Source organism: Azospirillaceae bacterium, from assembly GCA_028283825.1.
Taxonomy (GTDB): Bacteria; Pseudomonadota; Alphaproteobacteria; order Azospirillales; family Azospirillaceae; genus Nitrospirillum.
Genome location: JAPWJW010000001.1, coordinates 201,420 through 220,211, shown reverse-complemented (window position 1 = coordinate 220,211; position 18,792 = coordinate 201,420). Strand labels below are relative to the sequence as shown.

The 18,792-nt window shown below is 66.9% G+C and carries 19 protein-coding genes; 11 read left to right on the top strand and 8 right to left on the bottom strand.

Annotated features, from left to right (window positions below):
* Positions 1-2: 2 nt before the first annotated feature.
* The 6 genes from PW843_00710 (at position 3) to PW843_00685 (ending at position 6,559) form a co-directional block, all read left to right on the top strand.
* Entirely contained in the window at positions 3-833 is an 831-nt protein-coding gene (locus tag PW843_00710; protein ID MDE1145127.1) for an alpha/beta hydrolase, read from the top strand.
* Positions 834-952: 119 nt separating this feature from the next.
* Positions 953-3,052, top strand: coding sequence for an acetate--CoA ligase family protein (locus PW843_00705; protein MDE1145126.1), 2,100 nt, complete (start codon positions 953-955; stop codon positions 3,050-3,052).
* The gene (locus PW843_00700) at positions 3,049-3,429 is read left to right on the top strand and encodes an OB-fold domain-containing protein (protein MDE1145125.1); all 381 of its coding nucleotides are present in this window, start codon (positions 3,049-3,051) and stop codon (positions 3,427-3,429) included. Before PW843_00705 ends, PW843_00700 begins: the two co-directional genes overlap by 4 nt.
* A gap of 10 nt (positions 3,430-3,439) precedes the next feature.
* Entirely contained in the window at positions 3,440-4,603 is a 1,164-nt protein-coding gene (locus PW843_00695; GenBank protein MDE1145124.1) for a thiolase, read from the top strand.
* Between the two features lie 13 nt (positions 4,604-4,616).
* Positions 4,617-5,480, top strand: coding sequence for a MaoC/PaaZ C-terminal domain-containing protein (locus PW843_00690; protein MDE1145123.1), 864 nt, complete (start codon positions 4,617-4,619; stop codon positions 5,478-5,480).
* On the top strand, positions 5,477-6,559 hold the full coding sequence (locus PW843_00685; protein MDE1145122.1) for a glycerol dehydrogenase: 1,083 nt from the start codon (positions 5,477-5,479) through the stop codon (positions 6,557-6,559). The genes PW843_00690 and PW843_00685 overlap by 4 nt, the downstream gene beginning before the upstream one ends.
* 144 nt (positions 6,560-6,703) lie before the next feature.
* Here PW843_00685 and PW843_00680 read toward each other — a convergent pair whose 3' ends face one another.
* From PW843_00680 to PW843_00650, 7 genes are all read right to left on the bottom strand, one after another.
* Positions 6,704-7,426, bottom strand: coding sequence for an SDR family oxidoreductase (locus tag PW843_00680; protein ID MDE1145121.1), 723 nt, complete (start codon positions 7,424-7,426; stop codon positions 6,704-6,706).
* A gap of 12 nt (positions 7,427-7,438) precedes the next feature.
* Positions 7,439-8,494, bottom strand: a complete 1,056-nt coding sequence (locus PW843_00675) for an acyl-CoA/acyl-ACP dehydrogenase (protein ID MDE1145120.1) — start codon at positions 8,492-8,494, stop codon at positions 7,439-7,441.
* Positions 8,491-9,657, bottom strand: coding sequence for an acyl-CoA dehydrogenase family protein (locus tag PW843_00670; protein ID MDE1145119.1), 1,167 nt, complete (start codon positions 9,655-9,657; stop codon positions 8,491-8,493). Before PW843_00670 ends, PW843_00675 begins: the two co-directional genes overlap by 4 nt.
* A 13-nt stretch (positions 9,658-9,670) precedes the next feature.
* Entirely contained in the window at positions 9,671-10,444 is a 774-nt protein-coding gene (locus PW843_00665) for an SDR family NAD(P)-dependent oxidoreductase (protein MDE1145118.1), read from the bottom strand.
* 8 nt (positions 10,445-10,452) lie between these two features.
* The gene (locus PW843_00660) at positions 10,453-11,259 is read right to left on the bottom strand and encodes an enoyl-CoA hydratase-related protein (protein ID MDE1145117.1); all 807 of its coding nucleotides are present in this window, start codon (positions 11,257-11,259) and stop codon (positions 10,453-10,455) included.
* 155 nt (positions 11,260-11,414) lie between these two features.
* A complete protein-coding gene (locus tag PW843_00655) occupies positions 11,415-12,140 on the bottom strand; it encodes an SDR family NAD(P)-dependent oxidoreductase (protein MDE1145116.1) in 726 nt (241 codons plus the stop codon).
* Between the two features lie 24 nt (positions 12,141-12,164).
* Positions 12,165-13,007 (bottom strand): metal-dependent hydrolase, encoded by an 843-nt coding sequence (locus tag PW843_00650; protein MDE1145115.1) that lies wholly within the window; start codon positions 13,005-13,007, stop codon positions 12,165-12,167.
* A 275-nt stretch (positions 13,008-13,282) separates the two neighbouring features.
* Here PW843_00650 and PW843_00645 point away from each other — a divergent pair, with 275 nt between their 5' ends.
* From PW843_00645 to PW843_00625, 5 genes are all read left to right on the top strand, one after another.
* On the top strand, positions 13,283-14,179 hold the full coding sequence (locus tag PW843_00645) for a helix-turn-helix domain-containing protein (GenBank protein MDE1145114.1): 897 nt from the start codon (positions 13,283-13,285) through the stop codon (positions 14,177-14,179).
* 100 nt (positions 14,180-14,279) lie between these two features.
* Positions 14,280-15,497 (top strand): CaiB/BaiF CoA-transferase family protein, encoded by a 1,218-nt coding sequence (locus PW843_00640; GenBank protein ID MDE1145113.1) that lies wholly within the window; start codon positions 14,280-14,282, stop codon positions 15,495-15,497.
* A 114-nt stretch (positions 15,498-15,611) separates the two neighbouring features.
* The gene (locus PW843_00635; protein MDE1145112.1) at positions 15,612-16,778 is read left to right on the top strand and encodes a thiolase family protein; all 1,167 of its coding nucleotides are present in this window, start codon (positions 15,612-15,614) and stop codon (positions 16,776-16,778) included.
* Between the two features lie 40 nt (positions 16,779-16,818).
* Entirely contained in the window at positions 16,819-17,229 is a 411-nt protein-coding gene (locus PW843_00630) for an OB-fold domain-containing protein (GenBank protein ID MDE1145111.1), read from the top strand.
* 25 nt (positions 17,230-17,254) lie between these two features.
* The gene (locus PW843_00625) at positions 17,255-18,037 is read left to right on the top strand and encodes an SDR family NAD(P)-dependent oxidoreductase (GenBank protein MDE1145110.1); all 783 of its coding nucleotides are present in this window, start codon (positions 17,255-17,257) and stop codon (positions 18,035-18,037) included.
* 9 nt (positions 18,038-18,046) lie between these two features.
* Here the strand turns inward: PW843_00625 and PW843_00620 are convergent, their stop codons facing one another.
* On the bottom strand, positions 18,047-18,703 hold the full coding sequence (locus PW843_00620; protein MDE1145109.1) for a TetR/AcrR family transcriptional regulator: 657 nt from the start codon (positions 18,701-18,703) through the stop codon (positions 18,047-18,049).
* Positions 18,704-18,792 lie beyond the last annotated feature (89 nt).

Below are 18,792 nucleotides of genomic sequence, written 5' to 3'. Positions count from 1 at the left end.
CCATGGACTGGTTTTCAGGTGAGGGCGGTTTGCGCCTGGCCGCCGACCTGTTTGGTCCGGATGCGGGCGTGCCCGTGCTGCTGCTGCCTGGCGGCGGCCAGACGCGGCACAGCTGGCGGCGCACGGGACAACGCCTGGGGGAAGCCGGTTTCCGGGCCGTGGCCCTGGATTTACGCGGCCATGGTGACAGCGACCGGGCGCCGGAGGGCGACTATGGCTATGCCTGGCTGGTGGCCGACATCCGCGCGGTGGCGGACGCCTTGGGGCGGCCGCCGGTGCTGGTTGGGGCGTCGCTGGGCGGCAAGGTGGCGCTGGCCGCGGCCGGCCATGCCGGCATAGGCCGGGCGCTGGTGTTGGTCGACACCGCGCCGCACGTCAATGCCGACGGAGTGGCCAGGGTGCGGGGCATCCTGCAGGCACCGCCCGAGGGCTTCGCCAGCCTGGAAGAGGCGGCGGGCGTGGTCGCGGCCAACCGGGGCCAGACGGCGCCGCCGGGTGCCGGCGAGCGCTTGCGCCGCACCATGCGCCAGGACGCGGACGGTCGGTGGCATTGGCATTGGGATCCGCTGTTCTTCTCCCGCGACCACCGCCTGGGCACGGCGGCCGCGTTGGACTATCTGGAGGGGGCGGCGCGCAAGCTGACCGTTCCGGCCCTGCTGATCCATGGGGAGCGCAGCGATGTCGTGGATGCCCACGCCATCACGGCGCTGCGCGCCGTCCTGCCGGCGGTTGAGGTGTGCGCCATCCCCGGTGCCGGCCATATGGTGGTCGGTGACCACAATGATGCCTTTGCCGACGCTTTGCTGGATTTCCTGCGGCGGGTGGCGCGCTGACGCCGCTCTGGTGAACACCCATGTGATCGATTCCGGCGGCCGTCTTGCCCGGCCGGCCGCGATGCCGGATGCAGAAGGGGTCACTCCCCAATCGTCCCAATCGCAAGGATCGCCGTCCCGTGCTGTCCAGTTTCTTTCACCCTTCCAGCGTCGCGGTCGTGGGCGCGTCGGATGATGTCGGCAAGCTGCGCGGCAAGCTGCTGAAGCTGCTGAAGGCCAGCGGCCACCGCGGCGCCGTTCATCCCGTCCACCCCAAGGGGGGCACCATCCAGGGCCAGGCGGCCTGGCCCGATCTTGCGTCCATCCCCGGCGGGGTGGAACTGGTGCTTGTCGCCACGCCCGGCGAGAGCGTACCCGGCATCATCGCCCAGGCTGTGGACGCGGGTGCCAAGGCCGCCGTCATCCTGTCATCGGGGGTGGACAAGGCGGCGCTGGATGCCGCAGTGGGCGACAGCGGCCTGCGCTACATGGGCCCCAATACCGAGGGTTACTACATCACGAGCGGGGTCGCCGCCACCTTCGCCGCGGTGGTGGAGGAGGCGCTGGCGGCCGGTGCCCAACCGCCCCGCCCCGGTCGGCCCATCAGCATCGTTTCGCAGAGCGGTGGCCTGGGCTTCGCCCTTTACGGCCGCGCCTTGGCCGAACACCTGGACGTGCGCGCCGTCATCACCACCGGCAATGAAGGCGACCTGGAATGCCTGGACGCCGTCGACCACCTTCTGGATGAACAGCAGGACGCCGCCATCCTGCTGTTCATTGAGGGCTTGAAGGACCCTCAGCGCTTCCTGGTGACGGCCGCGCGCGCGGCTGATGCCGGCGTGCCGCTGGTGGTGATGAAGATCGGCCGGTCAGAGGCAGGCCAGCGCGCCGCCATATCCCACACCGCCCACCTGACCGGCGCCGACACCGCCTACGACGCGGTGTTTGAGCGGCACGGCGTGCTGCGGGTTCTGGACCAGGAGGAAATGCTGGCGGCGGCGGCGGCCTTCTCCCGTATGCCACGCGGCCGGGTGCAGCGGGTGGCGGTGGTCACCACCTCCGGCGGGGCGGGGGCCTGGGCGGCCGATCTGTGCGGCTCTGTCGGCATCGATGTCCCCCTATTGAGCCCGGCGCTGCAGGCGGACATCTCCACCCACATCCCCGCCTTCGGCTCTGCCGCCAATCCGGTGGACGTGACGGCGCAGGCGGTGGAAGACGGTGGCGCCACCCTGGTGAAGGTATTGGCCAAGCTGCAGGCCAGTGACGAGGTCGACGCCGTCATCGTCAATATCGGGTTGGCAAAGACGGGCCGGATCCACGCCCTGGCCAATGTGCTGCGCCCCCTGTTCGCGGCGGCCGCAAAACCCATCCTGTTCCATTCCCACATTCTGCCCGGGGAGGAGAACCTGGCGGCGCTGGCGGCCCTTGGCGGCCAGGGCTTCCGCAGCTTCCGCGCCTGTGCCTTGGCCTTGCAGGCCCTGGACCGGCATGCCGTTTTCCAGGAACGCTGGCGGTCGCGATCGCCTGCAGCGCCCGTCGGCGCGGCCGTGCTGGGTCCTGTCCGGGGAGTGCTGGGGGAGGCCGACACCCGTCACCTGCTTGAGGCGTACCGCATTCCCGTGCCGCCCACGGCGCTGGCGACCAGTCGCGACGAGGCGCTGGCCGTGGCCCAGGCCCTGGGCGCGCCGGTCGTGCTGAAAATCCAGTCGCCCGACATCGCCCACAAGACGGAAGCGGGCGGCGTCGCCTTGAACGTGGGGCTGGATGCCGTGGCCGCCACGTTCGATCGCGTCGTGGCCGCGTCCAAATCCCATGCGCCGGATGCCCGAATCGAGGGCGTGCTGGTCCAGAAGATGATGGCCAAGGGCCATGAACTGGTCATCGGAGTCACCCGCGATCCGGACTTCGGCCCCCTGCTGATGCTGGGGTCCGGGGGCATCTATCTGGAGGTGCTGAAGGACGTGGTGTTCGCCCCGTCTCCCATCACGCCGAAAGAGGCGATGGCCCTGATTGGCCGCCTGAAGACAGCCCCCATCCTGCATGGGGTACGCGGGCAGGAGCCTGCGGATCTTCAAGCGTTGGCCGACCTGGTGTCGCGGGTGGCGGATTTGGCCCGCACCGAGACATCCCTGGACCAATTGGACCTGAACCCCGTCTTCGTCTACGGGCGCGGCCAGGGTGTCGTCGCCGTGGATGCGCTGGCGGTCGCGGCGGAACCTGAGACTGGAGATCATCAATGAGCGGCCCCCTTCTTCGCGCGTCCGGGCCGGATGCCGAGTTCCAGGCTTTTCTTGCGGAGGGCCGCTTCATGATCCAGCGCTCCGCCTCCAGCGGCCGGCATGTGTTTTATCCCCGCGTGGCGGAGCCGGGGACGGGTGTTCAGGACCTGGAATGGGTTCCCGCGTCGGGCGACGGCACGATCTACGCCACCACCGTGGTGCGACAACGGCCGCCAGCGCCCTCCTACAACGTCTGCCTGGTCGATCTGGCGGAAGGTCCCCGGATGATGAGCCGGGTTGTGGGGGTGGCACCGGAGGCGGTGCGCATCGGCATGGCGGTCAAGGCCAGCATCCAGGATCTGGATGGCCAGCCCGCCGTCGTCTTCACGCCAGCCTGAAGGGATGTCCATGTCCGCCGATGAGAGTTTTCCCCGTGGGCGTACCGCTGTCGTGGGCGCCGCCACCTTCGGCATGGGGGAGGCGCCGGGCTATCAGGCCATCGACCTGCTGGCCCAGGCCAGCCTGAGGGCCCTGGCCGATGCCGGCCTGACCGTGGCCGATGTCGATGCCGTGTTCGCCATGCTGCCCCAGGACCCGTTCTGCGCCCTGACCGTGCCGGAATACCTGGGTATCCGGCCCAAGCTGGTGGAATCCACCCGCACCGGCGGTTCCGCCTTCGAAATCCACGCGATGTGGGCGGCGCTGGCGCTGGAGGCTGGGCTTTGCGATGTGGCGCTGATCTGCTACGGCAGCAACCAGCGCTCCGCCGCAGGCGGCCTGGTGCGCAGTGGCGGCCAGCCCTTCCCGTATGAAGAGGTGTACAAGCCGGTCAATCCGCCATCGTCCTATGCGCTGGCGGCGTCGCGCCACATGCATCAGTACGGGACCACGCGGGAACAGCTGGCGTCGGTGGCGGTGGCAGCCCGCCAATGGGCCCAGTTGAACCCCGATGCCTTCATGCGCGCGCCGCTGAGCCTCGAGGATTGCCTCGCCGCGCGGATGGTGTCCGATCCCCTGACCGTGCGTGATTGCTGCCTGGTGACGGATGGTGCCGCCGCCGTGGTCATGACCCGGGCCGATCGGGCGCGGGACCTGCGTAGGCCGCCGGCCTATCTGCTGGGGGCTGCATCGGCCACCTGGCACCGCTATATCGCCCAGGCGCCGGATCTGACGGTGACGGCGGTGGCGGAGTGCGGACCGCGCGCCCTGGCGCAGGCGGGGGTGACGCCCGCTGATATCGACGTCGTCCAGCTCTACGACGCCTTTACCATCAACCCCATCCTGTTCCTGGAGGATCTGGGTTTCTGCAAGAAGGGAGAGGGCGGGGCCTTCGTCCAGGACGGACGCATCGCCCCGGGCGGCGCCCTGCCGGTCAACACCAACGGCGGCGGCCTGTCCTGTGTCCATCCCGGCATGTACGGCCTGTTCACGATGGTGGAAGCGGTGGAGCAGATCCGGGCCAACGCCGGCGATCGTCAGGTGGCGGGCGCCAAGCTGGCCATCGCCCAGGGCAATGGCGGCGTCCTATCCAGCCAGGCGGTCACCGTCTGGGGCTCCGCTGAAACCCTGTGAAGGAACATCCGCAATGCCGCTGAATATCGACTACCTGCGGGCTCTGGAGTTCCCGGCCATTGAGACAGCCATCACCGATCGGGACGTGATGCTGTACGCCCTGACCATAGGCCTGGGGCGCGACCCATTGGACGCCCACGACCTGACGTACGTCTATGAGCGTGATCTGGCGGTCTTTCCCACTATGCCTTTGATCGTCGGCCATCCCGGCAACTGGATGGTGGACCAGCGCACCGGTATCACCCGCGCCATGGTGGTTCATGGTGGCCAGCGGCTGCGCACCCTGGCGCCGCTGCCGATCGGGGGCACGGTCGTCAGCCGCAACCGCATTGTCGACATTCTGGACAAGGGGGCCTCTGGCGCAGTGCTGGTGATTGAGCGCGAGACTCGGGATCGCGCGACCGACGCCCTGCTGGCCCACAGCCAATCCTTGGTTTTTTGCCGGGCGGATGGCGGCTTCGGCGGCACGCCGGGACAGGGGCAATATGACTTTATGGCCGTACCCCAGCGTCCACCGGACCAGGTGGTGGACCTGCCGACTGACGCTAACGCAGCCCTGCTATATCGCCTGAACCAGGACCGCAATCCCCTGCATGCCGACCCGGAGGTCGCGGCAAAGGCAGGGTTCCAGCGGCCCATCCTGCATGGCCTCTGCACCTATGGCCTGGCGGCGGTAGCGGTGGCCAAGGCCAATCCCGGCCGCACATTGGCGACCGTCGAGACCCGCTTCTCCAAGCCGGTCCTACCGGGCGAGACCATCACCGTGGAGATGTGGAAAGAGGCGGACGGCATCGCGTTCCAGGCCCGGGTGGCGGCCCGCGATGTCGTGGTGCTGGACCGCGGCCGGGTGACATTCACGGATAAGGAAGCATCATGATCAGGACCTTCGGATCGCCCCGCCGCTATGTGCAAGGGCCGGGCGCGCTGGACCATCTGGGCCAGCAGCTGGCTGGCTTTGCCCGTCGCCCTGCGGTGGTCGTGGATGCCGACGTCCTGCCTTTCGTCCAGGCCCGGCTGCAGGCCACGCTGGCCGACCTTTCCCCCCTCGTCATGCCCTTGCGGGGGGAGGTGACGTGGGCCGCCATCGACGTCTTGTGCGCCCAGGCGGCAGAGGCTGGGTGCGACCTGGTGGTCGGGCTTGGCGGCGGGAAGGGGCTGGACGCCGCCAAGGGCGTGGCCTTGCGCCTGCGCCTACCTTATGCAGCCGTGCCTTCCATCGCATCCAACGATGGACCGACCGGACGGGCCATGGCGATCTATGACGACGCCCATGCCTTGGTAGCCATCGAGACGCTGCCCGACAGCCCCGTCCTGGTTCTGGTCGACACGGGCTTGATCGCCCACGCGCCATCGCGTTTCCTGCGCGCCGGCATCGGTGATGCCATCGCCAAGAAGTTCGAGGCGGAACGGGCCAAGGCCGACGGCGCCCTCAATTTCTTCAATACCATGCCGCTACTGACCGCTGGCGCCATCGCCGACGCCTGCTATGCCACCCTGCGCCAGCACGGCGTCGCGGCGATGGCGGCCGCCGAGACCCATCTGCCGAACGCCGCGTTCGAGGCGGTGGTGGAGGCCAACGTGCTAATGGCCGGCCTGGCATGGGAGAGCGGCGGCTTGTCCTATGCCCACGCTGTGGTGCGGGGGTTGGTGAAGGCACGTGGTGCCAAGACGGCCTTGCATGGCTATCACGTCGCCTATGGCACGCTGGTGCAGTTGGCCATTGAGGATCGCACCGACTCCTTTCTGCTGGATTTGATGGGTTTCAATCGTCAGGTGGGGCTGCCCGCATCCCTAGCCGACCTGGGCATGGCAGATGTCACGGACCGTGAGATTGCCGACATCGCCCATCTCACCACCCAAGGCCCCAAGGGTGGCCGCATTATCGTGGCGGCCACCCCCGGAATCATCGCTCAGGCGATCATCCGGGTTGAGACTCTGGCGACTCATACCAAGTAGCGATGATCCTGACCTATGGTCAGTGTCATCGCCCTCAGGCGCCGGCGCCAACATCCGTTGGCTTGGCTCACGCGCCTTGCGGCGCGCGGCGGCAGTCGCCGCCGATACCAAAGCACGATGAGTTCCACTCAACGCGCTTTGGTATCAGGCGGCGGAATAGCCGCCGTCCACCGGCAGGATGGCGCCGGTGATGAAAGAGGCTTGCGGGCTGCAGAGGAAGGACACGGCGTCGGCGATATGCTGGGGCACGCCCCATTGCCGCATGGGCGTGCGCTGGATCACGCGCTGACGCAGGTCGGCGTCGATCTGTGCTTCTGTCAACGGCGTGATGATCCAGCCGGGCGCCACCGCGTTGACGCGAATGCCGTGTTCCGCCCAGGCGATGGCCAGGCTCTTGGTCAGTTGCGCCACGCCGCCCTTGCTGGCCGCATAGCCCGGTGCCGTGCCGCTGCCGAAGAAGCTCATCATCGATGCGATGTTGACCACGGTGCCCTTGGCCTGGGTCAGCTGCGGCAGGAAGGCGCGGGCCGCCCGCATGGTGCCGAACAGGTTGACGTCCAGCACCAGGTCGAAGCCCTCCTCGGTGAAGGCCCTTTCCCCCCGTACCGTGGTGCCGGCGCAGTTCACCAGGATGTCCAGTGCGGGGAAGCGGGTGGCGAAGGCCTGCACCGCCCCATCGTCCCGCACATCCAGCAGCGCACCCGCCACCCCGGCGCAGGCCGGGTCGCCGCGCAGGCGGTCGATCTCCGCCGGGTCGAAGGCCGTGGCAGTGACACGGGCGCCCAGCCGAGCCAGGGTGGCGGAAATGGCGCCGCCGATGCCGCCGGCGCCACCGGTGACGACGGCGGTCTTGCCTGTGAAGTCCATGGTTCAGGCTCCTTATTCGGCGGCCAGCTTGCGCAGGCCGGACTTGGTGATGGCGGGCCACAACGCCGCGTGGTCCAGGCCGGCGAAACCGCCGGCCAGGTGGCGGCGCCAGGCCGGCACAGTGCGGAAGTCGTCCCGCCACGCCATCAGCCGGCGGGTGCGATGGTTGAGGGTGTATTCGCGGCTGAAGCCGATGGCGCCGTGGACCTGGTGGCCGATGGTGATGGCCGCATCGGCCGCATCGCCCAGGCGCGACAGGGCGGCCGCCACCAATACCGGGGTGAAGCCTTCCGCTGCCGCCTCGGCAATGGCCCTGGCGGCCAGGACATGGCCCGACAGTTCCGCCAGCATCTGCTGCACCACCTGGAACTTGCCGATCTCCCGGCCGAACTGCCGCCGCTCCATGGCGTAGTCGACGCTGCGCGCCAGGATCCACTCCAGGGCGCCCAGCATCTGGCCTGCCCGCAGCACGGCGGCGGTGGCGACCACGGTATCAAACGGCAGGTCGGGCAGATCGGCCACGCGCACCGGCACCACGGCGGCGCTGAGATCGTCGCGGGGCTCCCCGGCCGCGTCGGCACCCGTGGCCACGGTCCAGTCGGCGGGCGCGCTCACCGCCAATCGTGTGCCGCCGCCTGCGGGCAGGATCGCGACGATCCGGTCGGCCAGCCGGGCCCACGGGACGGCAGCCAGGCGTGGCGGGGCCGTCCATTGAGTGGCGCCAGCCTCCGGCGCCGAGCCTTCGGTGACGAAGGCCAGCGCGAGGGTGCCATCAATGTCCAGGCCGGCTTGGGCCAGCAGGGATTGGCCCAGTATGGTTTCCAGCGCTGGGCCTGGTGCCGCGGCGGCACCCAGCGCCCGCAGGATGGTGAAAGCCTCCGTGAGGGTCGCGCCGATGCCGCCCTGCGCCTCGGGCGCCAGCATCGTCAGTATGCCGTTCTGGTCCAGTGCCCGGATCAACGCGCGCGGCAGCCGGCCTTCCTCGGCGGCCTCGACATCGGCTGGGGTCAGGGTGTCGGCCAGGATGCGTTCGACGGTGTCCCGGAAAAAGCTGCGGTTATCGTTCATCGCAGACCTATCCCCTTCGCAATGATGCCGCGCAGGATCTCGTTGGTGCCGCCACGCACGGTGAAGGCGGGTGCCATCAGCTGGGCATGCATCAGCAGGGCGCGCAGCCGGCCGGATCGCGGGTCGCCGCCATCGGCCAGGCCCTCGGCGCTGACGATGTCGCGGACCACCCGCACCGCCTCCTGCTCGAACTTGGTGCCCAGATCCTTGACGATGGCGGCCTCCACATTCGGGGGGCGCCCCGCCTGGATCATGCTGGCGACCGAAAGGGACAGCTGGCGCAGGGCCAGAAGGTGGGACAGCAGCCGGCCCAGCGCCTCAAGGCTGGACGGTCGTGCCTCGGGCCCCAGCGCCGTCGTCAACTCGTTGATCAGGCGAAAGCTGCTGAGCCACCGTTCAGGGCCGGACCGCTCATACGCCAGTTCCGCGGACACCTGATTCCAGCCATTGCCTTCCTGCCCGATCAGGGCGTCATCGGGCACGAACACGTCTTCGAACAGGACTTCGTTGAAGTCATGCTCGCCCGCCATGCTGACGATGGGGCTGATGGTGACGCCCGGCGCCTTGAGATCGACGATCAGCTGGGTAAGGCCGGCGTGGCGGCTCCCCTCCACCGTCGAGGTGCGGACCAGGGCGATGATGTAGTGGACGCGGTGGGCATTGGTCGTCCAGATCTTGCGCCCGTTGATGCGCCAGCCGCCCGGCACCTTCTCAGCCTTTGAGCGCAGCGAGGCCAGGTCCGACCCGCTGTCGGGTTCGCTCATGCCGATGCAGAAGAAGCATTCGCCGCCGGCGATGCGGGGAAGATAGAAGGCCTTCTGCGCCTCGCTGCCGAATTTCAGCAGCACGGGTCCGCTCTGCCGGTCGGCTATCCAATGAGCGCCGACGGGAACGGAGGCCGCCAGCAACTCCTCCGTCACCACATAGCGCTCCAGGGCCGACCGCTCCTGGCCGCCATAAACGCGAGGCCAGGTCAGGCCGATCCAGCCGCGCTTGGCGATGCGCTGGGTCATTTCCACGGAAAAGCCCAGGCCGACCTTGGTCGGCGGCGGCAGGCGGCCGCCCGCCCGCTCCTCGGCGATGAAGGCACGGACGTCCAGACGCAGGTCCTCGGCGGCGGCCGGCAGGATGGGCACCTCAAGGTGCAGGGTCGCGGCGCTCATGATGTCACCGATCTCAGGCGGTGATGTGCGAGCCGCCGTTCACCGACAGGTGCTGCCCTGTGATGAAGGTGGCGGCGGGGGACAGCAGGAAGGCGATGGAATAGGCGGCTTCCTCCGGCTGCAGGAAACGGCCCAGCGGGATGTTGGCGAGGTAGCGGTCGCGGAATTTCTCGCCCCGGACCGTTTCGGTCATGTCGGTCTCGACGATGCCATAGGCGACGGAATTGACGCGGATGCCGAAGCGGCCCCATTCGCGCGCGGCGCTCATCGTCAAGCCCAGGACGCCCGACTTGGCGGCGCCGTAGTTGATCTGTCCCACCGTCCCCTTGCGCCCGGCGTCGGACGAGATGTTGACGATGGCACCGGGGTCGGTATCGCCGGCCTTGGCCCGGCGGATCATGTCGTTGCCCACCGCCTGCAGGCAGTTGAAGGCGCCCGTCAGGTTGACATCGATCACGGAGTGCCATTCCTCGAACGTCATCTTGTCGATCATGGCGGTGCGGGTGATGCCGGCGTTGTTCACCAGGCCGTGGATGCCGCCGAAGCGTTCCACGCCATCCAGCACCGTCTGCTGGATGAATCCGCGGTTGGTGATGCTGCCGACCCGGCCCAGGACGGTGTCGGGCGGGAAGTGGGGCAGGGCTTGAGACAGCGTGTCCTCGTTCCGCTCGACCAGTGTCAGGTTGGCGCCCAGCCGGGACAACAGTTGGGCGGTGGCCAGGCCGATGCCTTGGCCGGCACCCGTGATCAGGATGTTGCGACCCGTGAGGTCCATGGGGTTGGTCATGATCTCTCCTAGCGGCCCTTATAGTCGGGCCGGCGTTTTTCGACGGCGGCGGCCACTGCCTCGCGCTGGTCATCGGTCTGCTGGACCACGGCCTGCATCGCGGCGGCCAGTTCCAGCGATCCCGTCAGATCCAGGCGGGCGGATTCCCGCAGCAGCCGGGTGTTGAGGCGGATGGAGTGCAGGGGATGGCGAACGATCCGGGCGGCTAGGGCGTGTGCGGCGATCAGCAGATCGTCATGCGGCACGACCTGCGAGACCAGGCCGATGGCCAGGGCGCGCCCCGCATCGACGGTGTCTCCCGTCAGGGCCAGTTCGGCCGCCATCGCCGGACCCACCACCCGATTGAGGAACCAGGCACCGCCGGCGGCGGACGTCAGGCCCAGCTTGATGAAGCTTTCGGCAAAGACGGCGCGGTCGGACGCGATGCGCAGGCTGCACATCAGGGCGAAATCCAGTCCCGCCCCCATGGCCGCGCCGTTGACGGCGGCAATGACCGGCACTTCGCAGGCATACAGGGCGCGGGCGATGGATTGCACGCCGTTCAGGTAGGATCGGCGCATTTCGGCGGCGTTGCCGGCGAAGTGCCCACGGCGGGCATACATGTCCTTGAGGTTGCCACCGGCGCAGAATACGTCGCCGGCCGCGGTCAGGATGGCGCAGCCGACGGTCATGTCGGCATTGATGTCGTCCAGCGCCGTCACCAGCGCCTGAGTCAAGGCAGGGCTAAGGGCGTTGCGGGTGGGGGGATCGTCTATCGTGAGGGTGACGACCGCGCCCTCGCGGCTGATCCTGATGATGCTGTCGGGGTCCGACACGGGCGGAAATCCTGAGGGTTGGTTTCCGGTCGGCGACCGGGCTCCCCTCAGGGAATGTCGCCCCCCAGTTCCCTTGGCAACGCCGGGGCGGGGGACACGGTCTATCGATCACATTCCTGTTCACATCGGGCCTGCCTACATCCAGCCCGTTCAGGTCAGGCGCGCCGGACCTCCGGCAGGGAAACATCGGGCTGTCCCGCCTGGTCCCGTCCCTTTAATGCCAAGATGGGGCCGGGGAAGCGTTCCGGCGATTGGATGATGGCCTGGACGTGGCGCCCCACATCCAGGTCTGTGACCCAGGCGGGATCGGCCACGGCGCGCTTGGCTGGCCCGTTGACCATAGAAATGATCATCAACTCACGCACCGCCGGGCCTTCCTTCGCCTCTTTCGCGATGGCGCGGTACATCATGCGCAGGGCTGCCTGCGCCATGGAAAGCTGTCCCGCCTTGGGCAGGACGAAATCGGCGGTGCCTCCGCCGATGCCGATGAACACGCCGCTGGCGCCTAGACAGGGGATGAAAGCCTGGGCGGCGGCGAAGTGGGTCAGGACGTTGCTGTCGAACACACCCAGCAACTCCTGCGGCTGCCACGACAGCAGCGGCCTGGACACATTGGGTGCGTTTACGGCCACCACCACGGCATCCAGTCCGCCAAGGTCGGCCAGAACCTGATTCCTCAGGTTCGCGGCGGTCGTGGCGTCGGCGACGCTGCCCACGAACGGCGTGGCCTTGTCCCGCCCCAGCCGGTCGGCCAGGGCATCGAGGGCGCCTGCGCGCCGTCCGGCCAGAGCCACCCGCCACCCGGAGTCGGCGGCGACGGTGGCGATGCCTTGACCGACGTCGCCGGCGGCGCCGATGACCAGTAGACGCTTGGCGTTCAAATCATCTCTCCTGTGATGGATGCGTCAGGCAGCGGGGGCGCCGGCCGCGGGAGGAGGCACCTTCGCGAAGCGGGCCAGGTAGTCAGCCACCCCGCGCGGCTCGGGCCGTTTGGCGGGATCGTAGAAGGGCGACAAGATGGCCTTAAGGTGTTCGCCCGCCCGCTTCCCGGCGGCGCGACGCACCTCGGCTTCGCGGGCCTGCGACCGCGCCAGTTCCTCCGGCGTCATGCCCTCGCGGTCCTTGGCCAGCAGGTACTGGCTGACCCGCCGGACGTGGCCGCGGATATGCGAGACAGCATAGATGAACCCGTAGATACGGTAGAAATAGGCCGCTACCCTGTTGCGGCCGAACAGCGTGTGGAAGACGGCGTGCGCCACCTCGCGATGCTCAAACTCCTCCGCCAAGTGCCACTTCCACAAATCCACGGCGCCGGGATCGGCATCCTTCAGGAAAGGATCGAATTCCTCAAAGAAGGCGGTAACGGCGATAGCACTCATCGCCTCAAAACCCTCCGAGTAGGCGCAGTTGAAACGCAACGACTTGGTGGCGAGGAAGTGGTCATAGTCAGCGGCGTATCGCTGCTCCATTTCTTGCATGCCGGGATAGCTTGCCCTCAACATCTTGTTGAACGACAGATGCTGTTTGCAGTGCTGCATTTCCTGCTTGATGAAGATGGCCAGGTCTTGGTGCAGGGCCTCGAATTCAGGGGCCAGGACCGCCTGCGCCTTCAGCATCACCTTTACCAGATACGGTTCGATATAGGCCGGCACGGTGGACGCCGCGTTATAGATTTGGGCGAACTCGTGGTTCGGGGCCCAATGCGGGCTCACCTTGGAAAAATCCCATTTGGGGAATCGCACCTGCATGGTTGGTCTCCCGAATTTTATACGCTTGAAGATAACACCGTATCAGTTATTCTGTTCTGACAGCCGGTGATGGTGAGTTTGGCGCCGAATAAGGCGCCCGCCACGCCCAATGGCTAGGGAGACAAAACGATATCCCATGTGTGATGGATGCGTGCCGCCGGACGTGCCCTTCATCAGAAAAACGCAAGTCAATGCACTTGGACCGGTTGCTGATGGGCAGTTATCGGGTGGGTGATGGCGTAAGTTGAAATATAAATAAAATCGGGAGGAGTACTATGGGTAAGCGGAAAAAGGCCGCCGAACGCCCCTGTATTGTCGCGAAACCACAGATTGTGGATCGGACGGTTAAGTCGGCGGTTCGTGTCCTGGAAATACTCGAGTATTTTGACGACATCCAGCGCCAATCGACGGTGATGGAAGTTGCCGATGCCCTAGGATATCCACAGTCCAGCACGTCAGCCTTGCTGCGCAGTCTGGTGATGCTGGGTTATCTGAACTACGATCCGAATGCCCGCACCTATATCACTTCCGGCCGGGTGGCATTGTTGGGCAGTTGGATGAGTTCGCAGTTCGTCGGCGACGGCAAAATCGTCCGTCTGATGAAGGCGCTGAACAAGCGTACCGGTGACACCATAGTCCTGGCCGTCCGCAATGGCCTGAATGTGCAGTATATCCATGTCGTCCAAGCGTCCGCTCCCGAACGGGCGCACCTCACGCTGGGGACTGTGCGTTCGCTGGTCATGTCGGGTGCCGGGTACGCCCTGCTCAGTACTATGAGCGACAGTGAAGCTGTCCGTTTGGCAGTGCGCATCAACGCTGAAGCGCCGGAGGGTGAACCGCATGTGGATATCCGCAGCCTGCGCGACACCCTGTCCCAAGTGCGCCGCCAAGGGTACGCCTTTACCTGCAACCTGGTAACCAACGGGGGCGGAATTATCGCGGCCCCGCTTCCCAGGATGGCCGATCAGCCGCAGATGGTTATCGGCATTGGAGGCGTCAGCGACGTGATGCGGAGCCGAAAAGAGGCTCTGGCCGCCACGCTGAAGGAAATGATCGGCCTTTATGCCGCTTCGGAGCGCCAGCCCTTCATGATGGCGCCGCGCCCGTTGCCTGCGCCTGTCTTGCAGGCGGCGGTCCCGCGCGGCGGCACCACCTCGATTTTCCAGATGTGATCAGAAGGGCACTGCTGCCGATCTGGACTCCTCTCGCGACGGCGGCCCGGTCTCGGGCCGCCGTATCGCTGTCTCCCTCTCGAGAAGAAGCGTGATCGCCTTGGAAAATTCCGGTTCCACAAGACCGCCGCCTTTGACGGGCATCCGTGTGCTTGACCTTTCCCGTGTACTGGCCGGGCCCTGGTGCACCATGATCCTGGCCGACCTGGGGGCGGAGGTTATCAAGGTTGAGAACCCCAAGGGCGGCGATGATACACGGCATTGGGGTCCCCCATATGTTGGGGGCGAGTCCGCCTATTATCTCTGCGCTAATCGGGGCAAGCAAAGCGTCGCCGTGGACTTGTCGCATCCCAACGGGCAGCAGCTGATCCGCGACCTGGCCCGGCGGTCGGATGTGGTGGTGGAGAACTACAAGTCCGGCGGGCTGGCGAAGTACGGCCTCGACTATGATGGGCTGTCGGCGATAAACCAACGCTTGGTCTATTGCTCCATCTCCGGCTACGGCCACGCGTCGCCTCTGGCTGACCGGCCGGGCTATGACTACGTCATCCAGGCGGAAGGCGGCCTGATGGCCGTGACGGGCGAAACGGATGGCCAACCCATGAAAGTGGGCGTGGCGGTGGCCGACCTCTACACTGGTATGGCGGCAGCCCAGGCCATCTTGGCGGGCCTGATGGCGCGGGACCGCGATGGGGTGGGCCAGCATATCGACATGGCATTGTTCGACTGTCAGCTGGCCATGCTGGCCAATGTCGCCAGCGCGGCCCTGATCTCGGGGCAGGAGCCGAGGCGTTACGGCAACGGCCACCCGACGGTGGTGCCTTACCAGGCCTTCGACACTGCGGACGGCCGCATGGTGGTGGCGGTGGGCAACGATCGGCAATTCGCCATCTTTTGCCGGGATCTGCTGGGACGCCCCGACATTGCCGCTGACCCCCGGTTCGCCAAGAATTCCGACCGCGTGCGCAACCGAGACGCGTTGCTGGAGCTGCTGTGCCCGTTGATGAAGGAATGGGGTAGCGACCATTGGCTGGCGGGCTTGCGGGCGGCCGGCGTGCCGGCGGGCGAGGTGCGGACCGTGACCGCCGCCCTGCAAGCGAAGGAAGCGGCGGCGCGAGGGATGGTCACCCGGATCAGCCATCCTACGGCGGGCGAGGTGAACCTCGTGGCCTCGCCGCTCAAACTGTCGGGCACGCCAGTTCGTCCGCCGGAGGCACCGCCGCTGTTGGGCCAGCACACCGATGCGGTGCTGCGTACCGTGCTCGGCCTCAGCGGTCAGGCCATCGCGGGCCTGCGCGCCGAGGGCGGCATCGCCTGATTTCCGCATCCATGTGATGGATATCCAGCACCAGGCGCTTGGGCCGGGCGCGCCTGGGGGAAGGGGCGTAAGCAAGCTTTCAGGACCATCCAAGAACAGCATGGGTACATCCGCATGGACGTCGTCATTTCCGGGATCGGCCAGTCGGCGGTGGGCCGGCGGCTGGAGCGGTCAGGCCTGGGCCTGACGGTCGATGCCACGCTGGAAGCGCTGGCCGATGCCGGCCTTGAGGTCCCCGACATTGACGGCATCGCGACATATCCGGGCTTCCGGCCCGACATGCCCGCCTTCTCCCCCGTAAGCTCGCTGGATTTGAAGGAAGCACTGGGCTTCCGCCTGGATTGGTATTCTGGCGGGCTGGAGGGCCCGGCGCAGCTTGGCGCGCTGATCAACGCATATGCCGCCATCAAGGCCGGTTTGGCCCGCCATGTCGTCTGCTTCCGTACCGTGAAGGAAGGGACCGGCGGTGCCGCATGGAAGCAGTCCTCCCTGCCCAGCACCGAACGCACCCGGGTCAGCGGTGAGTTCCAGTGGATCCTGCCCTTTAACGCCATTTCCGCCACCAACTGGTTGTCGCTGTACGCCCAGCGCCATTTCCACCTGTACGGCACGACGCGTGAACAGATGGCGCAGATCAGCCTGAATGCGCGGCGGAACGGCGCGCTGAATCCTAAGGCGCTGTACCGGGAGGCCATCACGTTGGACGATTATCTGTCGTCGCGCATGATCTCCACGCCGCTCTGCCTATTCGATTGCGACACGCCCTCGGACGCCAGCACCGTCATCATCCTGTCCAGCGCCGATGCCGCACGGGATCTGAAGTCCACACCCGTCCACATCGATTCCGTGGGCAGCGCCATCCATGGCAAGGCCAGCTGGGACCAGGCGGACATGCCCTCCATGGCGGCGTTCGACGCCGGGCGCATGCTGTGGTCACGCACCGATTGGAAGCCGGCGGACGTGGATGTGGCCCTACTTTACGACGGCTTCACCTTCCTGACACTGACCTGGCTGGAAGCCATGGGCTTCTGCGGCGTGGGTGAAAGCGGCGCGTTCGTGGATGGCGGCGCCCGCATCGCCCGCGACGGCGTCCTGCCGCTCAATCCCCATGGCGGCCAGTTGGCCGCCGGCCGCACGCATGGCTTCGGTTTCGTGCATGAGGCGGTGACCCAACTGCGCGGCCTTGGCGGCGACCGCCAGGTCGCTGGCGACGTGAAGCTGGCCGCCGTTGGTGCCGGCGGTGGCCCCATCGGCGGCGCACTGCTGCTGGCCCGCCGTTGATACCCCAGCCATTATCCCGAGCCTTTAAGGGTGGAACCCCATGACGACGCCCACCTACCAGCGCACGTTGCCCCTGCTGGACGACAGCAACCGCTTCTTCTGGACCAGCGGCGCCGAGGGCGAATTGCGCCTGATGCGCTGCCAGGAATGTGGACATTGGCTCCATCCGCCAGGACCCCTTTGCCCCGTCTGCCGCAGTGAGCGCCTGGCGGCGGAGGCGGTGTCCGGCCTGGGCAGCATTGAGACCTATACCCTGAACATGCGGTCATGGGGTCCCGGCCTTGAGGTGCCTTACGTGGTCGCCATCGTGCACCTGGACGAACAGCCTGGCCTGCGTCTCACCACCAATATCGTCGGCATTCCCGCCAGTGATGTGCGCATCGGCATGCGGGTGCGGGTGACGTTCGAGCGGGACGAGGATGTGTGGCTGCCTCTGTTCACGCCAGCCTGAAGCTGACTCAAGGAATTACTGGACCATGTCCGCGGATCTGGAGAGGTCGTTCCGACTGGAGGGCCGGGTCGCCGTCATCACCGGCGCGGCGTCCGGTATAGGCCTGGAGGCGGCGGCTGTGCTGGGCGGGGCCGGCGCCCGCCTCATGCTGGCCGATGTCAACGCGGCCGCCCTTGAGGCGGCGGTGGGCGACCTGCGGGCGGCGGGCATCGCCGTCGAGGGCCGGCCGCTGGACGTGTCCGACCGGGCGGCCGTGGAGAGGGTGGCCGACGCGGCGATTGATCGGTTCGGCCAGATCGACGTGTGGGCCAATGTCGCCGGCATCGGCCGGCTGTGCGCCGTCGTCGACATGGATGAGGCGACGCTTGACCAGCACCTGTCCATCAATCTCAAGGGCAGTTACTGGGGGGCCGCGGCGGCCGCGCGGCGGATGATCCCCCGGCGAAGCGGTTCCATCATCAACATCTCCTCAACCGCCGGCGAGGCGCCACCCTTCAAGCTGTCCGCGTATGCGATCAGCAAGGCGGGGGTCAACATGCTGACGCGCTCCCTGGCCATCGAGCTGGGGCCGCATGGGATCCGCGCCAACGCCGTGGCGCCCGGCTTCATCGCGACGCCCCTGACGCTGTCGGCCGTGCCGGAGGAGGGGCGGGCGGACTTCCTGGCGGCACGGGCCCGCCAGAATCCCCTGGGCATCGTGGGTGAGCCCCGCGACGCGGCCCTGGCCATGCTGTATCTGGCCAGCGATGCCAGCCGCTACGTCACCGGCCAGATCTTGCGCCCGAACGGTGGGCACTTGATGCGGTGAAGGTGTCCGTCACGGTGGTGAGTGCCGGCTGAACAACATGACCAGGATATCCGCCTCCGCCCGGTACAAATCCTCAGCATTGATGTCGTCGGTCAGAAAGCGACCGCTAGCAATACGAGTGGCCAGCCGTTCAATGGCTGCGTAGATAATGACACTGCGGGCCATGGCGGTACGAGAGTCCATGGTGCCAGCCGCCTGTGCCGCCTGTACACGCCTGCTAATGGCGTGGACGATGGGAATGGCGGAGCGTTGGCGCACCAAATCAAATCGCTCGTCGCCCAGATCGGAACGGAAGTTGCGGAAGTTCAGAACTTCGCGGTGGCGGTTCCAGTAACGATAGAATGCATCGATGAAATCCCGGCAATGCTGAGGCAACGTATTCTCCGGCCAAGGACCGCTCAGGCTTGCCACCACATCGTCCGTGTCCTGGCAGGCCGCCTCGCTTAGGGCCAGCAGCACATCCTCGGTATCGCCAAAGTAGAGATAGAAGGTTGGGCCTGAGGTGCCGGCCTGTTTGGCGATCTGCAGCGCAGTGAGGCCAACCGGGCCCTGTTGGCGCAGCAGGGCGCGGGTTGCATCCATCAGGCGCTGGCGGGTTTCCGCCCCTTTGCGCCCTAAAGCTTGGCCATGCAGGTTTTCCCGTACCGGTTGAGGGTCTCGGCTCATTATTTGTACGGGTCCAAGATCACGAGAATACCACCCAATGTTAAGCCCACTGAAGCGCCATCGGGTGCCCATGGTCAAGACTCTCTGAC

Coding starts and splice junctions, on each gene's coding strand:
- PW843_00710 (MDE1145127.1), top strand. CDS start 3: ATGGACTGGTTTTCAGGTGAGGGCGGTTTGCGCCTGGCCGCCGACCTG.
- PW843_00700 (MDE1145125.1), top strand. CDS start 3,049: ATGAGCGGCCCCCTTCTTCGCGCGTCCGGGCCGGATGCCGAGTTCCAG.
- PW843_00695 (MDE1145124.1), top strand. CDS start 3,440: ATGTCCGCCGATGAGAGTTTTCCCCGTGGGCGTACCGCTGTCGTGGGC.
- PW843_00690 (MDE1145123.1), top strand. CDS start 4,617: ATGCCGCTGAATATCGACTACCTGCGGGCTCTGGAGTTCCCGGCCATT.
- PW843_00685 (MDE1145122.1), top strand. CDS start 5,477: ATGATCAGGACCTTCGGATCGCCCCGCCGCTATGTGCAAGGGCCGGGC.
- PW843_00680 (MDE1145121.1), bottom strand. CDS start 7,426: ATGGACTTCACAGGCAAGACCGCCGTCGTCACCGGTGGCGCCGGCGGC.
- PW843_00675 (MDE1145120.1), bottom strand. CDS start 8,494: ATGAACGATAACCGCAGCTTTTTCCGGGACACCGTCGAACGCATCCTG.
- PW843_00670 (MDE1145119.1), bottom strand. CDS start 9,657: ATGAGCGCCGCGACCCTGCACCTTGAGGTGCCCATCCTGCCGGCCGCC.
- PW843_00665 (MDE1145118.1), bottom strand. CDS start 10,444: ATGACCAACCCCATGGACCTCACGGGTCGCAACATCCTGATCACGGGT.
- PW843_00650 (MDE1145115.1), bottom strand. CDS start 13,007: ATGCAGGTGCGATTCCCCAAATGGGATTTTTCCAAGGTGAGCCCGCAT.
- PW843_00645 (MDE1145114.1), top strand. CDS start 13,283: ATGGGTAAGCGGAAAAAGGCCGCCGAACGCCCCTGTATTGTCGCGAAA.
- PW843_00635 (MDE1145112.1), top strand. CDS start 15,612: ATGGACGTCGTCATTTCCGGGATCGGCCAGTCGGCGGTGGGCCGGCGG.
- PW843_00630 (MDE1145111.1), top strand. CDS start 16,819: ATGACGACGCCCACCTACCAGCGCACGTTGCCCCTGCTGGACGACAGC.
- PW843_00625 (MDE1145110.1), top strand. CDS start 17,255: ATGTCCGCGGATCTGGAGAGGTCGTTCCGACTGGAGGGCCGGGTCGCC.
- PW843_00620 (MDE1145109.1), bottom strand. CDS start 18,703: ATGAGCCGAGACCCTCAACCGGTACGGGAAAACCTGCATGGCCAAGCT.